This window comes from Pseudomonas sp. TE3552, assembly GCF_056278945.1.
The window spans coordinates 4,858,780-4,876,714 of the sequence record NZ_JBWBQJ010000001.1 but is presented as its reverse complement, the minus strand read 5'-3'; the positions used below and the strand labels follow the sequence as shown (position 1 = coordinate 4,876,714).

Genomic DNA, 17,935 nt, shown 5'->3' with positions numbered 1-17,935 from the left:
CCTCAAGCAAAAGTGAGCCGTGGCGCAATGGCCTGCACGGGCTTACTCAGCGAGATCCTGCTCCTCGATGGTGAAGGTGTGGTTGGTGAACACGCAGATGTCGCCAGCGATGCCCAAGGCGGTTTCGACGATTTCCCGGGCCGACAGGTCGGTTTTTTTCAGCAGCGCGCTGGCCGCAGCCTGGGCGTAGCCGCCGCCGGAACCCATGGCGATCAGGCCTTCTTCGGGCTCAACCACGTCACCGTTGCCGGTGATGATCAGGGAGGCATCTTTGTTGGCGACTGCGAGCATGGCTTCGAGGCGGCTCAGGGAGCGGTCGGTGCGCCATTCTTTGGCGAGTTCGACGGCGGCGCGAACCAGATGGCCCTGATGTTTCTCAAGCTGGCCTTCGAAACGCTCGAAGAGGGTGAAGGCGTCAGCGGTGGCCCCGGCAAAACCGGCGATAACCTGGCCGTGGTAGAGGCGGCGAACTTTCTTCGCGTTGCCTTTCATCACGGTATTGCCGAGCGAAACCTGGCCGTCGCCGCCCATGACGACTTTGCCGTGGCGGCGAACTGAAACGATGGTGGTCAAGGGAGAGTCTCCACGCAGCGGGGCGAAAATGCCTTATGCCAACTCATATGGGGGTGGTGGAGCGTTTTTCAACTGTAGGACGAGGCGGGGGACGAGCGGTTTGTCATTGGTAAAGGAGGATGCAAGTGAATCCCTGTGGCGAGGGAGCTTGCTCCCGTTCGGCTGCGCAGCAGTCGTAAACCCAGCTACCGCAGTCTGTCTGATGGACTGCGGTGCCCGGGTTAGGGAGTGCTGCGCACTCCAGCGGGAGCAAGCTCCCTCGCCACAAAATCAGGTTGTTTCTGCTAGGTCAGCGGCTCTGACGTTGTTGTAACAACAGGTTGCTAAAACCGCTGCCCGCCAGTTGCTTCTGGGCGGTGGTCAGTTGTTCGCGGTTGCTGAACGGGCCGACCAGCACCCGGTACCAGGTCTCGTCTTTCACGGTGCCGGATTCAACCGCCACGGCCTGACCCAGCAAGATGATCTGGGCACGCACCTTGTCGGCATCGGCTTCCTTGCGGAACGAACCGGCCTGCAGGAAGAACTTGGTCACCGGCGCCGCTTTTGCCACCGGTGGCGCGGGCGGCGGGGTAATGCCGGCCAATGCCGCTTGAGCTCGGGCCGTGTCGATCTTCGCTGCTTCCGCAGGCGTCACCGGCGTGGTCGGAATGGCCGGCACTTGTGGTGTCGGCAGGGTTTTCTCCGGCACCGCGTCCGGCGGCACGATCACTTCCGATTCCGGCAGCAAGGTATAGAAGTCGTATTTCGGCTTCACCGGTTGTGTCGGGCTCGGCGGCGTCTTGTTGGCCTCGGCGATCTTGGTGGCTTTCTGTTGCTCGATCTTTTCGCGCTTGACGCTGTCGCTGCCTTTGCCCGGCTCCAGCTTCATCAGAAACACAATGAACGCGCCGACCGTCAGGCCGATGGCCATCCACAACCAGCCCGGGATCGGTTGCTTTGCAGGAGCTTGGTAACGGCTGGCGCCACGCTTGGGTGCAGGTTTTTTCTTGGCAGCCAACTTACATACGCTCCAGAGTTTCCAGGCCCAAGAGTTCCAGGCCTTGCTTGAGAGTGCGACCGGTCAGCGCGGCGAGGCGCAGACGACTCTGCATTTGCGCCGGGGTGTCGGCGCTGAGAATCGGGCAGTTCTCGTAGAAGCTCGAGAACAGGCCGGCAACATCGTACAGGTAGGTGCAGAGGATGTGTGGCGTGCCTTTGTCGGACACGTTGTTCAGTATTTCGCCGAACTGCGCCAGTTTCGCCGCCAGTTCATGTTCGTGCGGTGCTTCGAGGGCGATCTGCCCTTCGACTTCGCTGAAGGCCTTGCCGAGTTTGCGGAACACGCCGGCCACCCGGGTGTAGGCGTACAACAAGTACGGCGCGGTATTGCCTTCGAAATTCAGCATCAGGTCGAAGTTGAAGCTGTAGTCGCTGGTACGGTGCTTGGACAGGTCGGCGTATTTCACCGCGCCAATGCCCACGACCTTGGCGATGTTGCGCAGCTCGTCTTCGGCAAGTTCCGGGTTCTTCTCCTTCACCAGCGTGTAGGCGCGCTCCTGGGCTTCGGTCAGCAGGTCGATCAGCTTCACGGTGCCGCCATCGCGGGTCTTGAACGGACGGCCATCGGCGCCGTTCATGGTGCCGAAGCCCATGTGTTCCATCTCCATCGGATGGGTCACGAAGCTGGCCTTGTGGGCGACGGCGAACACTTGCTGGAAGTGCAGGGCCTGACGCTGGTCGACAAAGTACAGCGCGCGATCAGCCTTGAGCTTGCCGCTGCGGTAGCGCACGGCCGCCAGGTCGGTGGTGGCGTAGAGATAACCGCCGTCGGCCTTGACGATGATCACCGGCAGCGGGTCGCCATCGGCGTTCTTGAATTCATCGAGGAACACGCATTGCGCGCCATTGCTCTCGACCAGCATGCCTTTGGCCTTGAGGTCGTTGACCACGTTGATCAGGTCGTCGTTATAGGCGCTTTCACCCATCACGTCGGCCATGGTCAGTTTGACGTTCAGCAGTTCGTAGATTTTCTGGCAGTGGGACAGCGAGATGTCCTTGAACTTGGTCCACAGCGCCAGGCAATCCGGGTCGCCGGCTTGCAGCTTGACCACCAGGCCACGGGCACGGTCGGCGAACTCTTCGGATTCGTCGAAGCGTTGCTTGGCGGCGCGGTAGAAGTTTTCCAGGTCCGACAGCTCATCGCTGGTGATCGGGTTTTCCTGCAGGTAAGCCATCAGCATGCCGAACTGGGTGCCCCAGTCGCCGACGTGGTTCTGACGGATCACGGTATCGCCGAGGAATTCCAGAACCCGGGCCACGCCGTCGCCGATGATGGTCGAACGCAAGTGGCCGACGTGCATCTCTTTGGCCAGGTTCGGGGCCGACAGGTCAACTACCGTGCGCTGCCCCGGGCCGGTCTTGCGTACGCCGATGTGGTCGTCGGCCAGCGCCGCGTCCAGGCGGGTCGCCAGGGCTTGCGTGTTCTGGAAGAAGTTCAGGAAGCCAGGACCGGCGATTTCGGTCTTGGTGACGTTCTCGTCAGCCGGCAGCGCGGCAATGATTTTCTCCGCCAGGTCACGCGGTTTCATACCGGCCGGTTTGGCCAGCATCATGGCGATGTTGCTGGCGAAGTCGCCGTGAGTCTTGTCGCGGGAGTTTTCCACCTGGATCGCCGGCGACAGGCCTTCAGGCAACACACCTTCGTTGACGAGTTGGGTGATGGCTTGTTGGATCAGCTGGCGAATGGTGTCTTTCATGGTCTTCTCTTTCGACCGCAGGCGCGGCGGCGCTTCGATGCGCTGGTGGAAAAACTGGGCATTATCCGTTGCGAAGGCGGGCTTGCCAACTATAGCGGGCAGGTTATGGATATGTGGTGACAAAAGCGGCAAAGATCGCAGGGTAGGAGCTGCCGAAGGCTGCGGTCTTTTGATCTTGATCTTTTAATACAAATCGACCGGGTCCACATCCAAAGACCAACGCACCGCCCGCCCGCTCGGCATCTGCTCCAAAGCCAGCAGCCAACTGCTCAGCAATCGATGCAACGGCGCCCGGGCCGTGGCTTGCAGCAACAACTGCGCGCGATAACGCCCGGCCCGGCGCTCCATCGGCGCCGGGACTGGCCCCAGCAATTCGATACCGGTCAGATGTTGCTCGGCCAGAAGCCGCTCGGCCTCGCTGCACGCCTCATCGAGGAACCCTTCGGCCTGCCCCGGTTTGTGCGCTTCGGCGCGCAGCAGCGCCAGGTGCGCAAATGGCGGCAACCCGGCGGAGCGGCGCTCGCTCAACGCCTGTTCGGCAAAGGCGAAATAGCCCTGCTCGGTCAGTTGTACTAGCAGCGGATGGTCTGCCAGATGCGTCTGAATGATCACTTTGCCCGGCTCTTCGGCCCGCCCCGCGCGCCCGGCGACCTGGACGATCAACTGCGCCATGCGTTCGCTGGCGCGGAAGTCGCCGGAGAACAGTCCGCCGTCGGCATCGAGAATCGACACCAGAGTCACCCGTGGAAAGTGGTGCCCTTTGGCAAGCATTTGCGTGCCGACCAGAATGCACGGCTGGCCTTTCTGGATGGTCGCGAACAACTGATTCATCGCGTCCTTGCGCGAAGTGCTGTCGCGGTCGACCCGCAGCACCGGGACGTCCGGGAATAGAATTCCCAGGCGTTCCTCGGCACGCTCGGTACCGGCGCCCACGGGCCGCAAATCGACCTTGCCGCACTTCGGGCAATGCCGAGGCACGCGTTCGACGTAGCCACAATGGTGGCAACGCAGTTCGCCCGAGCGTTGGTGCACGGTCATTCGTGCGTCGCAGCGCTGACATTCGGACATCCAGCCGCAGTCATGGCATAGCAGCGTCGGGGCGAACCCTCGGCGGTTGAGGAACACCAGCACCTGCTGGCCGGCGGCGAGGGTCTGACCGATGGCTTGCTGCATCGGCCCGGAAATGCCGCTGTCCAGTGGGCGACTTTTTACGTCCAGGCGCAGGAAACGCGGTTGCTTGGCGCCACCGGCTCGCTCATTCAGGCGTAAGAGACCGTAACGGCCGGTGTAGGCGTTCTGCAGGCTTTCCAGCGACGGCGTGGCGGAACCGAGGACAATCGGGATGTTTTCCTGCCGGGCGCGAACCAGTGCCAGGTCGCGGGCGTGGTAGCGCAGGCCTTCCTGCTGTTTATAGGAGCCGTCGTGCTCTTCATCGATGATGATCAGGCCGGGGTTTTTCATCGGCGTGAACAGCGCCGAACGGGTGCCGATAATAATGTCGGCCTCGCCATCCCGTGCTGCCAGCCAGGCGTCCAGGCGCTCGCGGTCGTTGACGGCGGAGTGGATCAGCGCGATGCGCGCATTGAAGCGCTGCTCGAAACGCGCCAGGGTTTGTGGGCCAAGGTTGATCTCCGGGATCAGCACCAGGGCTTGCTTGCCGGCCTCCAGTGTTTCGCGGATCAGCTGCAAATAGACTTCGGTCTTGCCGCTGCCGGTGACGCCGGCCAGCAGGAATGCGTGATAACTGTCGAACCCGGCACGAATCGCTTCGTAAGCGGCGCGTTGCTCCGGGTTGAGCGGCAATTCCGGTTGCGCCAGCCAATGTTCGTGGCGAGCGCCGGGCGCGTGCCGGCGGATGTCTACCTGCACCAGATCCTTGGCCAGCAACAGGTCGAGGCTGTCCTTGCTCAGCATCAGTTTGCTCAGCAACTGATGGGCGACGCCGTGGGGATGCTGGGCCAGGGTCGCCAGGGCTTCGCGCTGTCGCGGGGCGCGGGCGATGCGCGGGTCGTCGAGGCTGGCGCCGGGGGCGGCAGACCAGAAACGCTCCTGACGGGCTTCGGCCAGTTCACCCTGACGCAGCAACACAGGCAGCGCCCAGCTCAATGTGTCGCCAAGGCTGTGCTGGTAATACTGGGAGGTCCACAGGCACAGCTTGAACAGCGCGGGCGGCAGCGGCGGTACGGCATCGAGCAGCGCCAGCGCCGGTTTGAGCTTTTCCGTCGGGACTTCGCTGTGGTCGGTGATCTCCACCAGAATCCCGATCATCTCCCGCCGGCCGAACGGCACCCGCAAGCGCATGCCCGGGTGTAGCTGGGCGCGCAAAACCCCGGCCGGCGCTCGGTAATCGAACAGGCGGCGCAGGGGCGAAGGCAGGGCGAGGCGCAGAATGGCGTTGGGCACGCGATTGTTTTCTCGGTGAGGGGGCGATGAAGAAGGCCGGGAGCCTAGCAGACGGTCGGAGTGAGGCATAGCTTGCGTGATTGCAAAGGTCTGGTAGAATCCGCGGCCTAATTACGTGCGGTATTCAACAATAGTGTTGGGTGGCGGCACGCTAGCCTGAGGAAGACACCATGAAAGCCGATATCCATCCAGAATACCCAGCAGTTGACGTAACTTGCAGCTGCGGCAACAAGTTCGAAACCCGTTCGACCTACGGCAAAGCCCTGGCGATCGACGTTTGCAACGAGTGCCACCCGTTCTACACCGGTAAGCAAAAGACTCTGGACACTGGCGGCCGCGTTCAGCGCTTCGCAGACCGTTTCGGTGCTTTCGGCGCGAAAAAGGCCTAAGGCCGATCAACTTGGGAAGCCGTTACGGTTTTTCCATGCTGATGAAAAAGGCGTCCCTCGCGGGCGCCTTTTTTGTGTCTGCGATTTGGCTTTCCGCTGCGCAGGCCTTCTGCCCGGTGCCGGGCGGGCTGACGCCGGTCGCGGTGCAACGGGTGGTGGATGGCGATACCTTGCGCCTGAGCGATGGCCGCAGTGTGCGCATGATTGGTTTGAATACGCCGGAGCTGGGCAAGCAGGGTCGCTCCGACGAACCGTTCGCCGTAGCCGCGCGCAAACGCCTGGAAGCATTGGTGGCCGCCAGCGACGGGCGGGTCGGTTTGCTGCCGGGCAAAGAAAGCAAGGACCATTACGGCCGCACCCTGGCTCATGTCTACGGCATCGATGGCACCAACCTTGAGGCGCAGATGCTCGCCGAAGGCCTCGGTTTTCAGGTGGCGGTAGCGCCGAACGTCGATTTGGTCGGCTGCCAGCAAGCGGCGGAACGCAGTGCTCGTCAGGCCGGCCTCGGGCTATGGCGCCAATCACCTGTACTGAAAGCGGAGCAGATCAGCGAATCCGGCTTCGCCGTGCTCAGTGGTCGTGTGAGCAAGGTTCAGCGCAATCGCGGCGGAGTTTGGATCGAGTTGCAGGATTCGGTTGTATTGCGGGTTGCACCCAATCTGCTGGATCAATTCGATGTGGCGTCGCTTGAAAAGCTCAAGGGCAAGCAAATCGAGGCTCGTGGCTGGGTGGTGGATCGTTCGCGTCGCGGCGGGTTGAAACCGGGGCAGGCGCGCTGGCTGCTGCCGCTGACCGATCCGGCGATGTTACAGGCAGCACCGTAAGAAAAAATTGTAGACATTTTTTCTGTTGATTGTGAACAGTCTATCCCTTGTGTTCCGTGGCTCTTGGCCCAAAGTCGTAGGGCCGGGCGCTTGACAGGGGTGACTGGTCAGTCTTGTGAGGACTTTGCGAGGCGAGTATCCTCGGCGGTCCGTCTGTCCAACAGTAAAAAGCGGAATGCCCTTATGTCTGATCTGAAAACTGCCGCTCTCGAATATCACGCCCATCCCCGTCCAGGGAAGCTGAGTGTCGAGCTCACCAAGGCCACCGCTACCGCCCGCGATCTGTCGCTGGCCTACAGCCCCGGCGTAGCCGAACCAGTACGCGAAATCGCCCGCGATCCTGAACTGGCCTACAAATACACCGGCAAGGGCAACCTGGTTGCAGTCATTTCCGATGGCACCGCGATTCTGGGCCTGGGTAACCTCGGCCCATTGGCTTCCAAGCCGGTTATGGAAGGTAAGGGTGTACTGTTCAAGCGCTTCGCCGGCATCGACGTATTCGACATCGAAGTCGACTCCGAAAGCCCGCAAGCCTTCATCGACACCGTCAAGCGTATCTCCATCACCTTCGGTGGCATCAACCTGGAAGACATCAAGGCGCCTGAGTGCTTTGAGATCGAACGCGCGCTGATCGAACAGTGCGACATCCCGGTGTTCCACGATGACCAGCACGGTACCGCGATCGTGACCGCTGCCGGCATGATCAACGCCCTGGAAATCGCTGGCAAAACCCTGGCTGACGCCAAGATCGTCTGCCTGGGCGCCGGTGCTGCCGCCATCTCCTGCATGAAATTGCTGGTGAGCATGGGCGCCAACATCGAAAACATCTACATGGTTGACCGTACCGGCGTGATCCACTCCGGCCGTGACGACCTGAACCAGTACAAGGCTGTGTTCGCTCACGCGACCGAGAAACGCACCCTGGCTGACGCGCTGGAAGGTGCTGACGTGTTCGTTGGCCTGTCCGGCCCGAACCTGCTGAGCGCTGAAGGCCTGAAGTCCATGGCTGCCAACCCGATCGTGTTCGCGTGCTCGAACCCGGATCCGGAAATCTCCCCGGAACTGGCGCACGCCACCCGTAACGACGTGATCATGGCCACCGGCCGTTCGGACTACCCGAACCAGGTCAACAACGTATTGGGCTTCCCGTTCATCTTCCGTGGTGCCCTGGACGTTCGCGCCAAGCGCATCAACGAAGAAATGAAAGTGGCTGCTGCCAACGCCCTGCGTGAACTGGCCAAGCTGCCAGTGCCTCAGGAAGTGTGCGACGCCTACGGTGGCATCAAGCTGGAATTCGGTCGTGAGTACATCATTCCGAAACCAATGGATGCCCGTCTGATCACCCTGATCTCCGATGCCGTGGCCAAGGCCGCGATCGAGACCGGTGTGGCGACCCTGCCGTATCCGAAGAACTACCCGCTGAAAAGCGTGGATGACGTGTTCAACGGCTAAGCTGTTGTAGCGCATCAACTAAAAGCCCCGGCTCTTATTGAGTCGGGGCTTTTTTGTATCTGAGGGTTTTGCATCGTTTGTAAGGGCCTCTTCGCGGGCAAGCCTCGCTCCTACGGGATTGCGGTTGGTCGTGGGTTTGCATTCGGCACAAAATCCGTAGGAGCGAGGCTTGCCCGCGAAGGCTGCCTGACAGGAAACCCAAATACTAAAAAGCCCCGCCTTCCAGAGAAGCGCGGGGCTTTTGCGTTGCGATATCCGATCAGAACAAATCGATCGGTGCCGCTTCATCCGCTGGTAGCGGGCTGCCCGGCACATTGCCGTTATCCAGCTCGTTCACCGACGGTGGCGTGTCTTCGGCCTTGAACAGTTCGAAGTAGGCGCCTGGCGTGCTTGGGGTGGCTGCACGACCGCTGACCGGATCGACCCGCAGGCTGAGAATGCCTTCAGGCTCCGCCTGGGTATGCGGCGGCTTGTCCTTGAGCGCAGCCGCCATGTAGTTCATCCAGATCGGCAGCGCCACGGTGCCGCCGAACTCGCGTTTGCCCAGGCTTTCCGGCTGGTCGAAACCGGTCCAGACGGTGGTCACGTAATCGGCGTTGTAGCCCGAGAACCAGGCGTCCTTGGATTCGTTGGTGGTGCCGGTCTTGCCCGCGATGTCGCTACGGCCCAAGGCCAGTGCGCGGCGACCGGTGCCGAGCTTGATCACGTCCTCAAGCATGCTGTTGAGGATGTAGGTGGTGCGACCATCGATAATTCGCTCGGCCACCGCCGGCGCTTGCGGTACAGCGGCGCTGCCTGGCGCTTCACCCGGCGTTGCGTTGACCGTGAAGGCCTGGGCGGTTGGCACGGCGATGCCATCACTGGCGATGCCGCCTTTTGGAACGCTCGGCGGGTTGGCGACGAACAGCGTGTCGCCGTTGCGGCTTTCGATCTTGTCGATGATGTACGGGCTGATCTTGTAGCCGCCGTTGGCGAAGGTACTCCAGCCGGTGGCGATTTCCATTGGCGTCAGGGTCGCGGTGCCCAGCGCCAGGGACAGGTTGCGCGGCAGGTCCTGCTTGTTGAAGCCGAACTTGCTGATGTAGTCGATGGTGCGGTCGACACCCAGCGCTTGCAGCAGGCGGATCGAAACCAGGTTGCGTGACTTGTAGAGCGCTTCACGCATGCGGATCGGGCCGAGGAAGGTGTTGGTGTCGTTCTTCGGGCGCCAGACCTTATCCAGGTACTCGTCGACGAACACGATCGGTGCGTCGTTTACCAGGCTGGCGGCGGTGTAGCCGTTGTCCAGGGCGGCGCTATAGACGAACGGCTTGAAGCTCGAACCCGGCTGACGCTTGGCCTGCATGGCGCGGTTGTAGTTGCTCTGCTCGAAGGCGAAACCGCCGACCAGCGAACGAATGGCACCATTCTGCGGGTCGAGGGAAACCAGTGCGCCCTGGGCCTGCGGAATCTGGCTGAATTTGAGCGAATTGTCCGGCTGGCGCTGTACGCGAATCAGATCACCAACCTGGGCCACGTCCGACGGTTGCTTCGGATTGGCGCCCATGCTGTTGGTGTTCAGGAATGGACGGGCCCACTTCATGGTGTCCCAGGCAACGTGTTCTTCGCCGGTGCGGGTCAGCACCTGCACGCCGTTCTTATCGACCTGGGTCACGATCGCCGGTTCCAGGCTACTGATGGTCCGTTGCTTGGTCAGCTCCAGGGTCCAGGCCTCTCGGGTTTTACCCGGCAGGCGTGACTCGGGGCCGCGATAGCCATGGCGTTGATCGTAGGTCATCAAGCCTTCGTGAACCGCGGAGTTGGCCATTTCCTGCAAATCGCTCGGCACCGTGGTGGTGACGCGGAAACCTTCGGTGTACGCATCGCTGCCATAGCGGCCGACCATTTCGGCACGGGCCATTTCGGCGATGTACGGGGCGTTCACTTCCGGAGTCGGCACATGGTAACTGGCATTCAGCGGCTCATTGATCGCAGCGGTGTAATCGGCTTCGGTGATCTTGCCGAGCTTGTACATGCGCCCCAGGATCCAGTCGCGACGCTCCTTGCTGCGGGCCGGGTTGGCCAGCGGGTTGAAGCGCGACGGGGCTTTTGGCAGGCCGGCGATCATTGCCATCTGCGCCAGGCTGACGTCACGAATCGATTTGCCGTAATAGACCTGTGCCGCTGCCTCGATACCGTAGGCGCGGTTGCCCAGATAGATCTTGTTGACGTACAGCTCGAGGATTTCGTCCTTGGTCAACTGCCGTTCGATCTGCAGGGCCAGGAGGATTTCGGTGGTCTTGCGCGAGAAGCTGCGTTCGCTGGTCAGGAAGAAATTCTTCGCCACCTGCATAGTGATGGTGCTGCCACCGGACTGAATGTGTCCGCTCTTTACCAACTGGGTGGCGGCACGCATCAGGCTGCTGGGATCGACGCCATAGTGGTTGGCGAAATTGTCGTCTTCAGCACTTAGTAACGCATTAATGAAATTGGGGGGAATGTCGGCGAAACGGATTGGCGTGCGGCGCATTTCTCCAAATTCTGCGATCAATTTGTTGTCGCTGCTGTACACCCGCAAAGGAATCTGCAACTGAATACTTCTCAGCGCCTCCACGGACGGCAATCCGGGGCTAAGGTAAAGAAAGGCGCCGCTCAGACCCAGAAGCAGTCCGCAAAAAACGGCGACGATGGACCAACCGAAAAATTTCAGCAGACGGATCAAGGCTTTTGGATATCCAGGGTAAAAAATGAATTAGGCATCAGGGTTCGGCTATACAGAGAATGACCCGCGCTTGCAGCGAAAGCGGAAAAAACGCTCGGCATTATAAGCATTTTTCCGTCAGAAGCGTCATTTGCGCTTCTGTCAAGACGGGGGGTATTGAACGCAATGGATATTACAGAGTCCGTAACTCACGGATAGTCATAGGGAATTGGTAGTGCTAGGACTCTTCAATAAAAAAGCCAATACGCTTCTGGGGATCGACATCAGCTCCACGTCGGTGAAGCTACTGGAACTCAGTCGCCAAGGCGACCGCTACCGGGTCGAGGCCTATGCGGTCGAACCGCTGCCTGCCAGTGCCGTGGTCGAGAAAAATATCGCCGAGCTCGAAGGCGTGGGGCAGGCGCTTGCGCGCGTGCTGGCCAAGGCCAAAACCAGCCTCAGGAACGTGGCCGTGGCCGTGGCCGGTTCGGCGGTGATCACCAAGACCATCGAGATGGACGCCGGTCTTTCCGACGACGAGATGGAAAACCAGCTGAAGATCGAGGCCGATCAGTACATTCCTTATCCATTGGACGAAGTAGCGATCGACTTCGAAGTGCAGGGCGTGTCGGCGCGCAACCCTGAACGGGTCAATGTGCTGCTGGCGGCCTGTCGCAAGGAAAACGTCGAGGTTCGTGAAGCGGCTTTGGCCTTGGCCGGGTTGACCGCGCGAGTAGTCGATGTCGAAGCTTATGCCCTGGAGCGATCGTTCGGCCTGCTGGCCACCCAGCTGGCCGCCTCTCAGGAGCATCTGAGCGTGGCGGTGGTTGATATCGGCGCCACCATGACCACCCTGAGCGTGCTGCGCAACGGGCGGATCATCTACACCCGCGAGCAATTGTTTGGCGGTCGTCAACTGACGGAAGAGATCCAGCGTCGTTACGGCCTGACGGTCGAGCAGGCGGGGCTGGCGAAGAAGCAGGGCGGTTTGCCGGACGATTACGTCAACGAAGTCTTGCAGCCGTTTCGTGAGGCGTTGGTGCAGCAGGTGTCGCGTTCGTTGCAGTTCTTCTTTGCCTCCGGGCAGTACAACTCGGTCGATCACATCCTCCTGGCCGGCGGCACCGCCTCGGTCCCCGGGCTGGATCGGTTGATCGAGCAGCGACTGGGTACGCCGACCCAGGTCGCCAATCCATTCTCCGACATGACACTGAGCAGCAAGGTCAATGCCGGTGCCCTGGCGAGCGATGCCCCGGCACTGATGATCGCCTGCGGGCTGGCTCTCAGGAGTTTCGACTGATGGCGCGGCTCAATCTTTTACCCTGGCGCGAAGAGTTGCGCGAAGGGCGTCGCAAACGCTTTTTGCTGGCGTTGGTCAGTGTCTTGGTGGGCTCAGTGGGGGTGCTGCTGATCGCGGATCAGGTCATTGACGGCGCCATTAACCGGCAAGTCGCCCGTAACGATTACATCGGCAAGCAGATTGCCGTGGTTGATGAGCGGATCAAGCAGATCAGCGACCTGAAGGCCCGTCGCCAGCAACTCGTCGAACGCATGCGCATCATCCAGGACCTGCAGGGCAACCGACCGATCAGCGGGAGAATTTTCGATCAGTTGGCGCGAACCTTACCGGACGGGGTGTATTTCACCGAAGTGAAAATGGTCGGCAAGACCTTGTCCATTGCTGGTGCGGCGGAGTCCAACAATCGGGTTTCGGATTTGATGCGCAATCTTGATGCGTCCGACTGGTTCGATGCGCCCAATCTCACGGAAGTCAAAGCGACCACCGCCGGTCAGCTGGATCAGGCCAATGTTTTTCAGTTGACCGTCCGTCAGACCCAGCCAGCGGTTGTGGGGGGCGTTAAATGAAACCGTCTGAATGGTTCGAAGGGTTGCGCCAGATCGATATCAGCGATCTGGACACCAACAACATGGGCTCCTGGCCAGCGCCGATCAAGGTTCTGGCGAGTGTCCTGCTCATGGTTCTGGTGTTGGCCCTGGGCTACAACTTCTTGATCAGCGACCTGCAAAACCACCTGGAACTCAAGCGCGAGGAAGAGTCGACGCTCAAGGAGCAGTTCGCGACCAAAGCCCACATGGCGGCAAATCTGGAGCTGTATACCCAACAGATGAAGGAAATGGAGAACTCCTTCGGCATGCTCTTGCGGCAATTGCCCAGCGACACCGAAGTACCCGGCCTGCTGGAGGACATTACCCGTACTGGCCTGGGCAGCGGCCTGGAGTTCGAGGAGATCAAGCTGCTCCCGGAGGTCACCCAGCAGTTCTACATCGAGCTACCTATCCAGATCACCGTCACCGGCGCTTACCACGACCTGGCGACATTCGTCAGCGGCGTGGCCGGGCTGCCGCGGATCGTCACCCTGCATGACTTCGACCTGGCGCCGGCCAGCCCGGACGGCGGTCCGAAATTGCGCATGAGCATCCTGGCCAAGACCTACCGCTACAACGACAAGGGGGTGCAAAAGTGAGCCCGACTCGTTGCCTGTCGATGGTTATGTGTCTGGTCGTCCTGGCCGGCTGTGGTGGCGACAACGGTTTCAGCGACCTGGACGCCTACCTGAATGAAGTGCGCCTGCGTGCACCCGGAAAGATTGAACCAACGCCGACATTCCAGTCTTACCCGACGTTCACCTACAACGCTGCCAACCTGCGCAGCCCGTTCTCCCGGCAGGTCCGGGTCGATCTGGCCGGCGGGAAACATGGGTCGCGTAACGTCAAGCCTGATCCCAATCGGGTCAAGCAGTACCTCGAAGGTTTCAACATCGAACAATTTGAAATGGTCGGCACGATCTCCAATGCGAACGGTTCCTTTGCGCTGCTGCGCGGGGCGGGCGGTGTGCATCGGCTGAAAGTCGGCGATTACCTGGGGCGTAACGATGGGCGGATCGTCGCCATCAGCGGTTCGCAAGTCGAAGTGGTCGAAATCGTTCCCGATGGCGAAGGTGCCTGGCTGGAGCGGCCGCGGACCATCCCTTTGAAAGAGCACTCATAGTGGAACTCGAATAATGAACAGGATTTTCTCAACCTTCGGTATCTCGCTATGGATAGCGTTTCTGTCGCCGATGGTACAGGCGGCCAACCTCAAAGCGCTGGATGTCGCTGCGCTGCCCGGTGACCGTGTCGAGTTGAAGTTGTCGTTCGATGCACCGCCGCCCCAGCCCCACGGTTATACAACCGAGCAGCCAGCGCGGATTGCACTGGACCTGCCGGGGGTTAGCAGTCAGCTGGCGAACAAGAATCGAGACCTGGGCGGCGGCAATGCCCGCAGCGCCACGGTGGTGGAGGCCAAGGACCGCACACGGCTGATCATCAGCCTGACTCAATTAACCCCATATAACGCTCGTGTCGAAGGCAACAATCTGTTCGTGGTCGTCGGGCAGGGCGCCGATAGCAAGGCGCCCAAGCCGATCGCCAGTGCACCGCGCACCGCCACTGCCAAGCCTGTGCCCGCCAGAGTCAATGCCCCCGTGGGCAAAGCCATTCGGGGCGTGGATTTCCAGCGTGGCACCCAAGGTGAAGGCAATGTGGTCATCGATCTGTCGGATCCGTCCATCGCCCCGGATATCCAGGAGCGTGAGGGCAAGATCATCGTCGGATTCAACAAGACTCAACTGCCTGAACGGTTGCGTGTGCGCCTCGACGTCAAGGACTTCGCTACGCCGGTGCAGTTCGTCAACGCCAGCGCCACGGGCGACCGTGCCACGATCAGCATCGAGCCCAGCGGCGCCTTCGATTATTCGACCTATCAGACCGATAACAGGCTGACCATCAGCATCCGGCCGATGACGGTTGATGCCTTGCACAAACGCAACGCCGAACGTTTCGCCTACAGCGGTGAAAAGCTCTCGCTGAATTTTCAGGACATCGATGTGCGCTCGGTGCTGCAACTGATCGCCGACTTCACCAACCTCAATCTGGTGGCCAGCGACACGGTGCAGGGCGGCATCACCTTGCGCCTGCAGAATGTGCCATGGGATCAGGCGCTGGACCTGGTGTTGAAAACCAAAGGGCTGGATAAACGCCAGATCGGTAACGTGCTGTTGGTCGCTCCGGCCGATGAAATTGCTGCCCGGGAGCGTCAGGAACTGGAATCGCAGAAGCAGATCGCCGAACTGGCACCTCTGCGTCGCGAGCTGTTGCAGGTCAACTACGCCAAGGCTGCCGATATCGCCAAACTGTTTCAGTCGGTGACCAGCGCCGAGGCGAAAATAGACGAGCGCGGCTCAATCACTGTCGATGAGCGGACCAATAACATCATTGCCTACCAGACCCAGGATCGCCTCGACGAACTGCGGCGCATCGTTGCGCAACTGGATATTCCGGTGCGCCAGGTGATGATCGAAGCACGCATCGTCGAAGCCAACGTCGACTATGACAAAAGCCTCGGCGTGCGCTGGGGTGGTTCGGTGCAGAAGGGCAACTGGAACACATCCGGGGTCAACGGTTCTTCGACCACCGTCGGTACGCCGGGCAGCACCAGCACCAATTCGCCGTTCGTCGACCTGGGGACCTCTGGCAATACGTCGGGGATCGGCATCGCCTTCATTACCGACAATGTGCTGCTGGACCTTGAGCTGTCGGCCATGGAGAAAACCGGCAACGGGGAAATCGTCTCGCAGCCCAAGGTGGTCACGTCCGACAAGGAAACCGCGAAGATCCTCAAGGGCACCGAGATTCCCTATCAGGAGGCCAGCTCCAGCGGTGCCACCTCGGTGTCGTTCAAGGAAGCTTCGCTGTCCCTGGAAGTGACGCCGCAGATCACTCCGGACAACCGCATCATCATGGAGGTCAAGGTCACCAAGGACGAACCGGACTACCTGAACAAAGTGCAGGATGTACCGCCGATCAAGAAAAACGAAGTCAATGCCAAGGTCCTGGTCAACGACGGCGAGACCATCGTCATTGGTGGGGTTTTCTCAAATACTCAGAGCAAGGTTGTAGATAAGGTGCCATTTCTCGGTGATGTGCCGTATCTTGGCCGCCTTTTCCGGCGTGACGTGGTTTCGGAGAAAAAATCCGAGCTGCTGGTATTTCTCACTCCGCGTATCATGAACAATCAGGCGATTGCTGTGAGTCATTGATTCTGTGCGAAATTTGATTCTTGTTGGACCGATGGGGGCTGGAAAAAAGCACCATCGGCCGGTTGCTGGCCAAAGAGCTGCGCCTGCCATTCAAAGATTCCGATAAGGAAATTGAATTGCGCACGGGCGCTAATATCCCGTGGATTTTCGATAAAGAAGGCGAACCGGGCTTTCGTGACCGCGAGGAGGCGATGATTGCCGAACTGTGCGCGTTCGATGGCGTGGTGCTGGCCACCGGTGGCGGAGCGGTGATGCGCGAAGCTAATCGTCGGGCGCTGCACGCTGGTGGTCGGGTGGTCTATCTGCATGCATCTGTCGAGCAGCAGGTCGGTCGAACGGCTCGCGACCGCAATCGGCCATTGTTGCGCACTGCCGATCCGGCCAAGACCCTGCGGGACTTGCTGGCGATCCGTGATCCGCTGTATCGGGAGATCGCCGACCTGGTGGTGGAAACCGATGAGCGGCCACCGCGGATGGTAGTGCTCGACATTCTCGAACGCTTGCAGCAACTACCGCCCCGTTAATGCGCGGCGCGAAATGCGCTATCCTCGGCGTCCTGTCGCAGCCGCTCAAGGTTGTGGCAGATGGCTACTGAACGGCGTCACACCAGCAGACGCCATGGAATTCGTAAACTCAAGGCAGGATGCCTGATTCCATCTTCACTGTGGGGACACATGCAGACACTCAAGGTCGATCTAGGCGAGCGCAGCTACCCGATTCATATTGGCGAAGGTTTGTTGGATCAGCCTGAGCTGCTGGCCCCGCATATCCGTGGGCGGCAGGTGGCGATCATCTCCAACGAGACCGTTGCGCCGCTCTACCTCGAGCGTCTGACCCGTAGTCTCGCGCAGTTCTCGGTGATTTCCGTGGTGCTGCCCGACGGCGAAGCCTTCAAGACCTGGGAAACCCTGCAACTGATTTTCGACGGCCTGCTGACCGCACGGCACGACCGCCGCACTACAGTGATCGCCCTCGGTGGCGGTGTGATCGGTGACATGGCTGGTTTTGCCGCCGCCTGCTACCAGCGTGGCGTCGATTTCATCCAGGTGCCGACCACGTTGCTGTCGCAAGTCGACTCCTCGGTGGGCGGCAAGACCGGGATCAATCATCCACTGGGCAAGAACATGGTCGGCGCCTTCTATCAGCCCAATGTGGTGCTGATCGATACCGCTACTCTCAACACACTGCCAGCTCGCGAACTGTCCGCGGGGCTGGCAGAAGTCATCAAGTATGGGCTGATCTGCGACGAACCGTTCCTGACCTGGCTCGAAGAAAACGTCGATCGCTTGCGCGCCCTGGACCAGGCCGCCCTGACTTACGCTATCGAACGCTCCTGCGCGGCCAAGGCTGCGGTGGTCGGAGCCGACGAGAAAGAGACCGGCGTGCGTGCCACGCTCAACCTTGGCCATACCTTCGGTCATGCGATCGAGACTCACATGGGCTATGGTGTCTGGTTGCATGGCGAGGCGGTGGCTGCTGGCACCGTAATGGCTCTGGAGATGTCCGCGCGCCTGGGCTGGATCAGCGAGCAGGAACGTGATCGCGGTATTCGCCTGTTCCAGCGTGCCGGCCTGCCGGTCATCCCGCCGCAAGAGATGACCGAAGCCGATTTTCTCGAACACATGGCAATTGACAAGAAAGTGATCGACGGTCGTTTGCGCCTGGTGTTGCTGCGCCACATGGGCGAAGCAGTGGTGACCGACGATTATCCGAAAGAGGTTCTACAGGCCACGCTGGGAGCGGATTACCGCGCCCTGGCTCAGCTTAAAGGTTAATAAGA

14 protein-coding genes and 1 pseudogene are annotated in these 17,935 nt (G+C 60.5%); 10 read left to right on the top strand and 5 right to left on the bottom strand.

From position 1 onward, the window contains the following. Positions 1-42 precede the first annotated feature (42 nt). The 4 genes from hslV to ACZ9BB_RS21960 form a co-directional block, all read right to left on the bottom strand. Positions 43-573 (bottom strand): ATP-dependent protease subunit HslV, encoded by a 531-nt coding sequence (hslV, locus tag ACZ9BB_RS21975; RefSeq protein WP_007899242.1) that lies wholly within the window; start codon positions 571-573, stop codon positions 43-45. A 289-nt stretch (positions 574-862) separates the two neighbouring features. After that, positions 863-1,570 (bottom strand): SPOR domain-containing protein, encoded by a 708-nt coding sequence (locus tag ACZ9BB_RS21970; RefSeq protein ID WP_123358790.1) that lies wholly within the window; start codon positions 1,568-1,570, stop codon positions 863-865. 1 nt (position 1,571) lies between these two features. Then, positions 1,572-3,308: an arginine--tRNA ligase gene (argS, locus tag ACZ9BB_RS21965; protein WP_476216167.1), complete on the bottom strand. Its 1,737-nt coding sequence runs from the start codon at positions 3,306-3,308 to the stop codon at positions 1,572-1,574. A gap of 183 nt (positions 3,309-3,491) precedes the next feature. Beyond that, complete coding sequence (locus ACZ9BB_RS21960; RefSeq protein ID WP_007936815.1) at positions 3,492-5,711, bottom strand: primosomal protein N'; 2,220 nt, start codon at positions 5,709-5,711, stop codon at positions 3,492-3,494. A 170-nt stretch (positions 5,712-5,881) separates the two neighbouring features. Here ACZ9BB_RS21960 and rpmE point away from each other — a divergent pair, with 170 nt between their 5' ends. The 3 genes from rpmE (at position 5,882) to ACZ9BB_RS21945 (ending at position 8,376) form a co-directional block, all read left to right on the top strand. After that, complete coding sequence (gene rpmE, locus ACZ9BB_RS21955) at positions 5,882-6,100, top strand: 50S ribosomal protein L31 (protein WP_105340587.1); 219 nt, start codon at positions 5,882-5,884, stop codon at positions 6,098-6,100. Between the two features lie 35 nt (positions 6,101-6,135). Next, positions 6,136-6,924, top strand: a complete 789-nt coding sequence (locus ACZ9BB_RS21950) for a thermonuclease family protein (RefSeq protein WP_476216165.1) — start codon at positions 6,136-6,138, stop codon at positions 6,922-6,924. Between the two features lie 183 nt (positions 6,925-7,107). Then, positions 7,108-8,376, top strand: a complete 1,269-nt coding sequence (locus tag ACZ9BB_RS21945) for a malic enzyme-like NAD(P)-binding protein (RefSeq protein WP_007899225.1) — start codon at positions 7,108-7,110, stop codon at positions 8,374-8,376. Positions 8,377-8,635: 259 nt separating this feature from the next. On the opposite strand, the gene ACZ9BB_RS21940 is transcribed toward ACZ9BB_RS21945, so the two are convergent. After that, positions 8,636-11,074, bottom strand: coding sequence for a penicillin-binding protein 1A (locus tag ACZ9BB_RS21940; RefSeq protein ID WP_476218381.1), 2,439 nt, complete (start codon positions 11,072-11,074; stop codon positions 8,636-8,638). Between the two features lie 217 nt (positions 11,075-11,291). Here ACZ9BB_RS21940 and ACZ9BB_RS21935 point away from each other — a divergent pair, with 217 nt between their 5' ends. From ACZ9BB_RS21935 to aroB, 7 genes and pseudogenes are all read left to right on the top strand, one after another. Further along, positions 11,292-12,356, top strand: coding sequence for a pilus assembly protein PilM (locus tag ACZ9BB_RS21935; RefSeq protein WP_476216163.1), 1,065 nt, complete (start codon positions 11,292-11,294; stop codon positions 12,354-12,356). Then, positions 12,356-12,922, top strand: a complete 567-nt coding sequence (locus ACZ9BB_RS21930; RefSeq protein ID WP_476216161.1) for a PilN domain-containing protein — start codon at positions 12,356-12,358, stop codon at positions 12,920-12,922. The genes ACZ9BB_RS21935 and ACZ9BB_RS21930 overlap by 1 nt, the downstream gene beginning before the upstream one ends. Beyond that, entirely contained in the window at positions 12,919-13,542 is a 624-nt protein-coding gene (gene pilO / locus ACZ9BB_RS21925; RefSeq protein WP_476216159.1) for a type 4a pilus biogenesis protein PilO, read from the top strand. The genes ACZ9BB_RS21930 and pilO overlap by 4 nt, the downstream gene beginning before the upstream one ends. Beyond that, complete coding sequence (locus tag ACZ9BB_RS21920) at positions 13,539-14,066, top strand: pilus assembly protein PilP (RefSeq protein ID WP_476216157.1); 528 nt, start codon at positions 13,539-13,541, stop codon at positions 14,064-14,066. Before pilO ends, ACZ9BB_RS21920 begins: the two co-directional genes overlap by 4 nt. A gap of 13 nt (positions 14,067-14,079) precedes the next feature. Then, the gene (locus tag ACZ9BB_RS21915) at positions 14,080-16,155 is read left to right on the top strand and encodes a type IV pilus secretin PilQ (RefSeq protein ID WP_476216155.1); all 2,076 of its coding nucleotides are present in this window, start codon (positions 14,080-14,082) and stop codon (positions 16,153-16,155) included. Between the two features lie 4 nt (positions 16,156-16,159). Continuing rightward, a pseudogene (gene aroK, locus ACZ9BB_RS21910) lies at positions 16,160-16,679 on the top strand (shikimate kinase AroK). 150 nt (positions 16,680-16,829) lie between these two features. Further along, positions 16,830-17,930 (top strand): 3-dehydroquinate synthase, encoded by a 1,101-nt coding sequence (gene aroB / locus ACZ9BB_RS21905; RefSeq protein ID WP_258697929.1) that lies wholly within the window; start codon positions 16,830-16,832, stop codon positions 17,928-17,930. The last annotated feature ends 5 nt before the right edge of the window (positions 17,931-17,935 follow it).

What these genes read in the sequence shown, in the direction of transcription:
- ACZ9BB_RS21945 (WP_007899225.1), top strand. Translation starts at nt 7,108, where the DNA reads ATGTCTGATCTGAAAACTGCCGCTCTCGAATATCACGCCCATCCCCGT.
- ACZ9BB_RS21930 (WP_476216161.1), top strand. Translation starts at nt 12,356, where the DNA reads ATGGCGCGGCTCAATCTTTTACCCTGGCGCGAAGAGTTGCGCGAAGGG.
- pilO (WP_476216159.1), top strand. Translation starts at nt 12,919, where the DNA reads ATGAAACCGTCTGAATGGTTCGAAGGGTTGCGCCAGATCGATATCAGC.
- ACZ9BB_RS21950 (WP_476216165.1), top strand. Translation starts at nt 6,136, where the DNA reads ATGCTGATGAAAAAGGCGTCCCTCGCGGGCGCCTTTTTTGTGTCTGCG.
- ACZ9BB_RS21915 (WP_476216155.1), top strand. Translation starts at nt 14,080, where the DNA reads ATGAACAGGATTTTCTCAACCTTCGGTATCTCGCTATGGATAGCGTTT.
- argS (WP_476216167.1), bottom strand. Translation starts at nt 3,308, where the DNA reads ATGAAAGACACCATTCGCCAGCTGATCCAACAAGCCATCACCCAACTC.
- aroB (WP_258697929.1), top strand. Translation starts at nt 16,830, where the DNA reads ATGCAGACACTCAAGGTCGATCTAGGCGAGCGCAGCTACCCGATTCAT.
- rpmE (WP_105340587.1), top strand. Translation starts at nt 5,882, where the DNA reads ATGAAAGCCGATATCCATCCAGAATACCCAGCAGTTGACGTAACTTGC.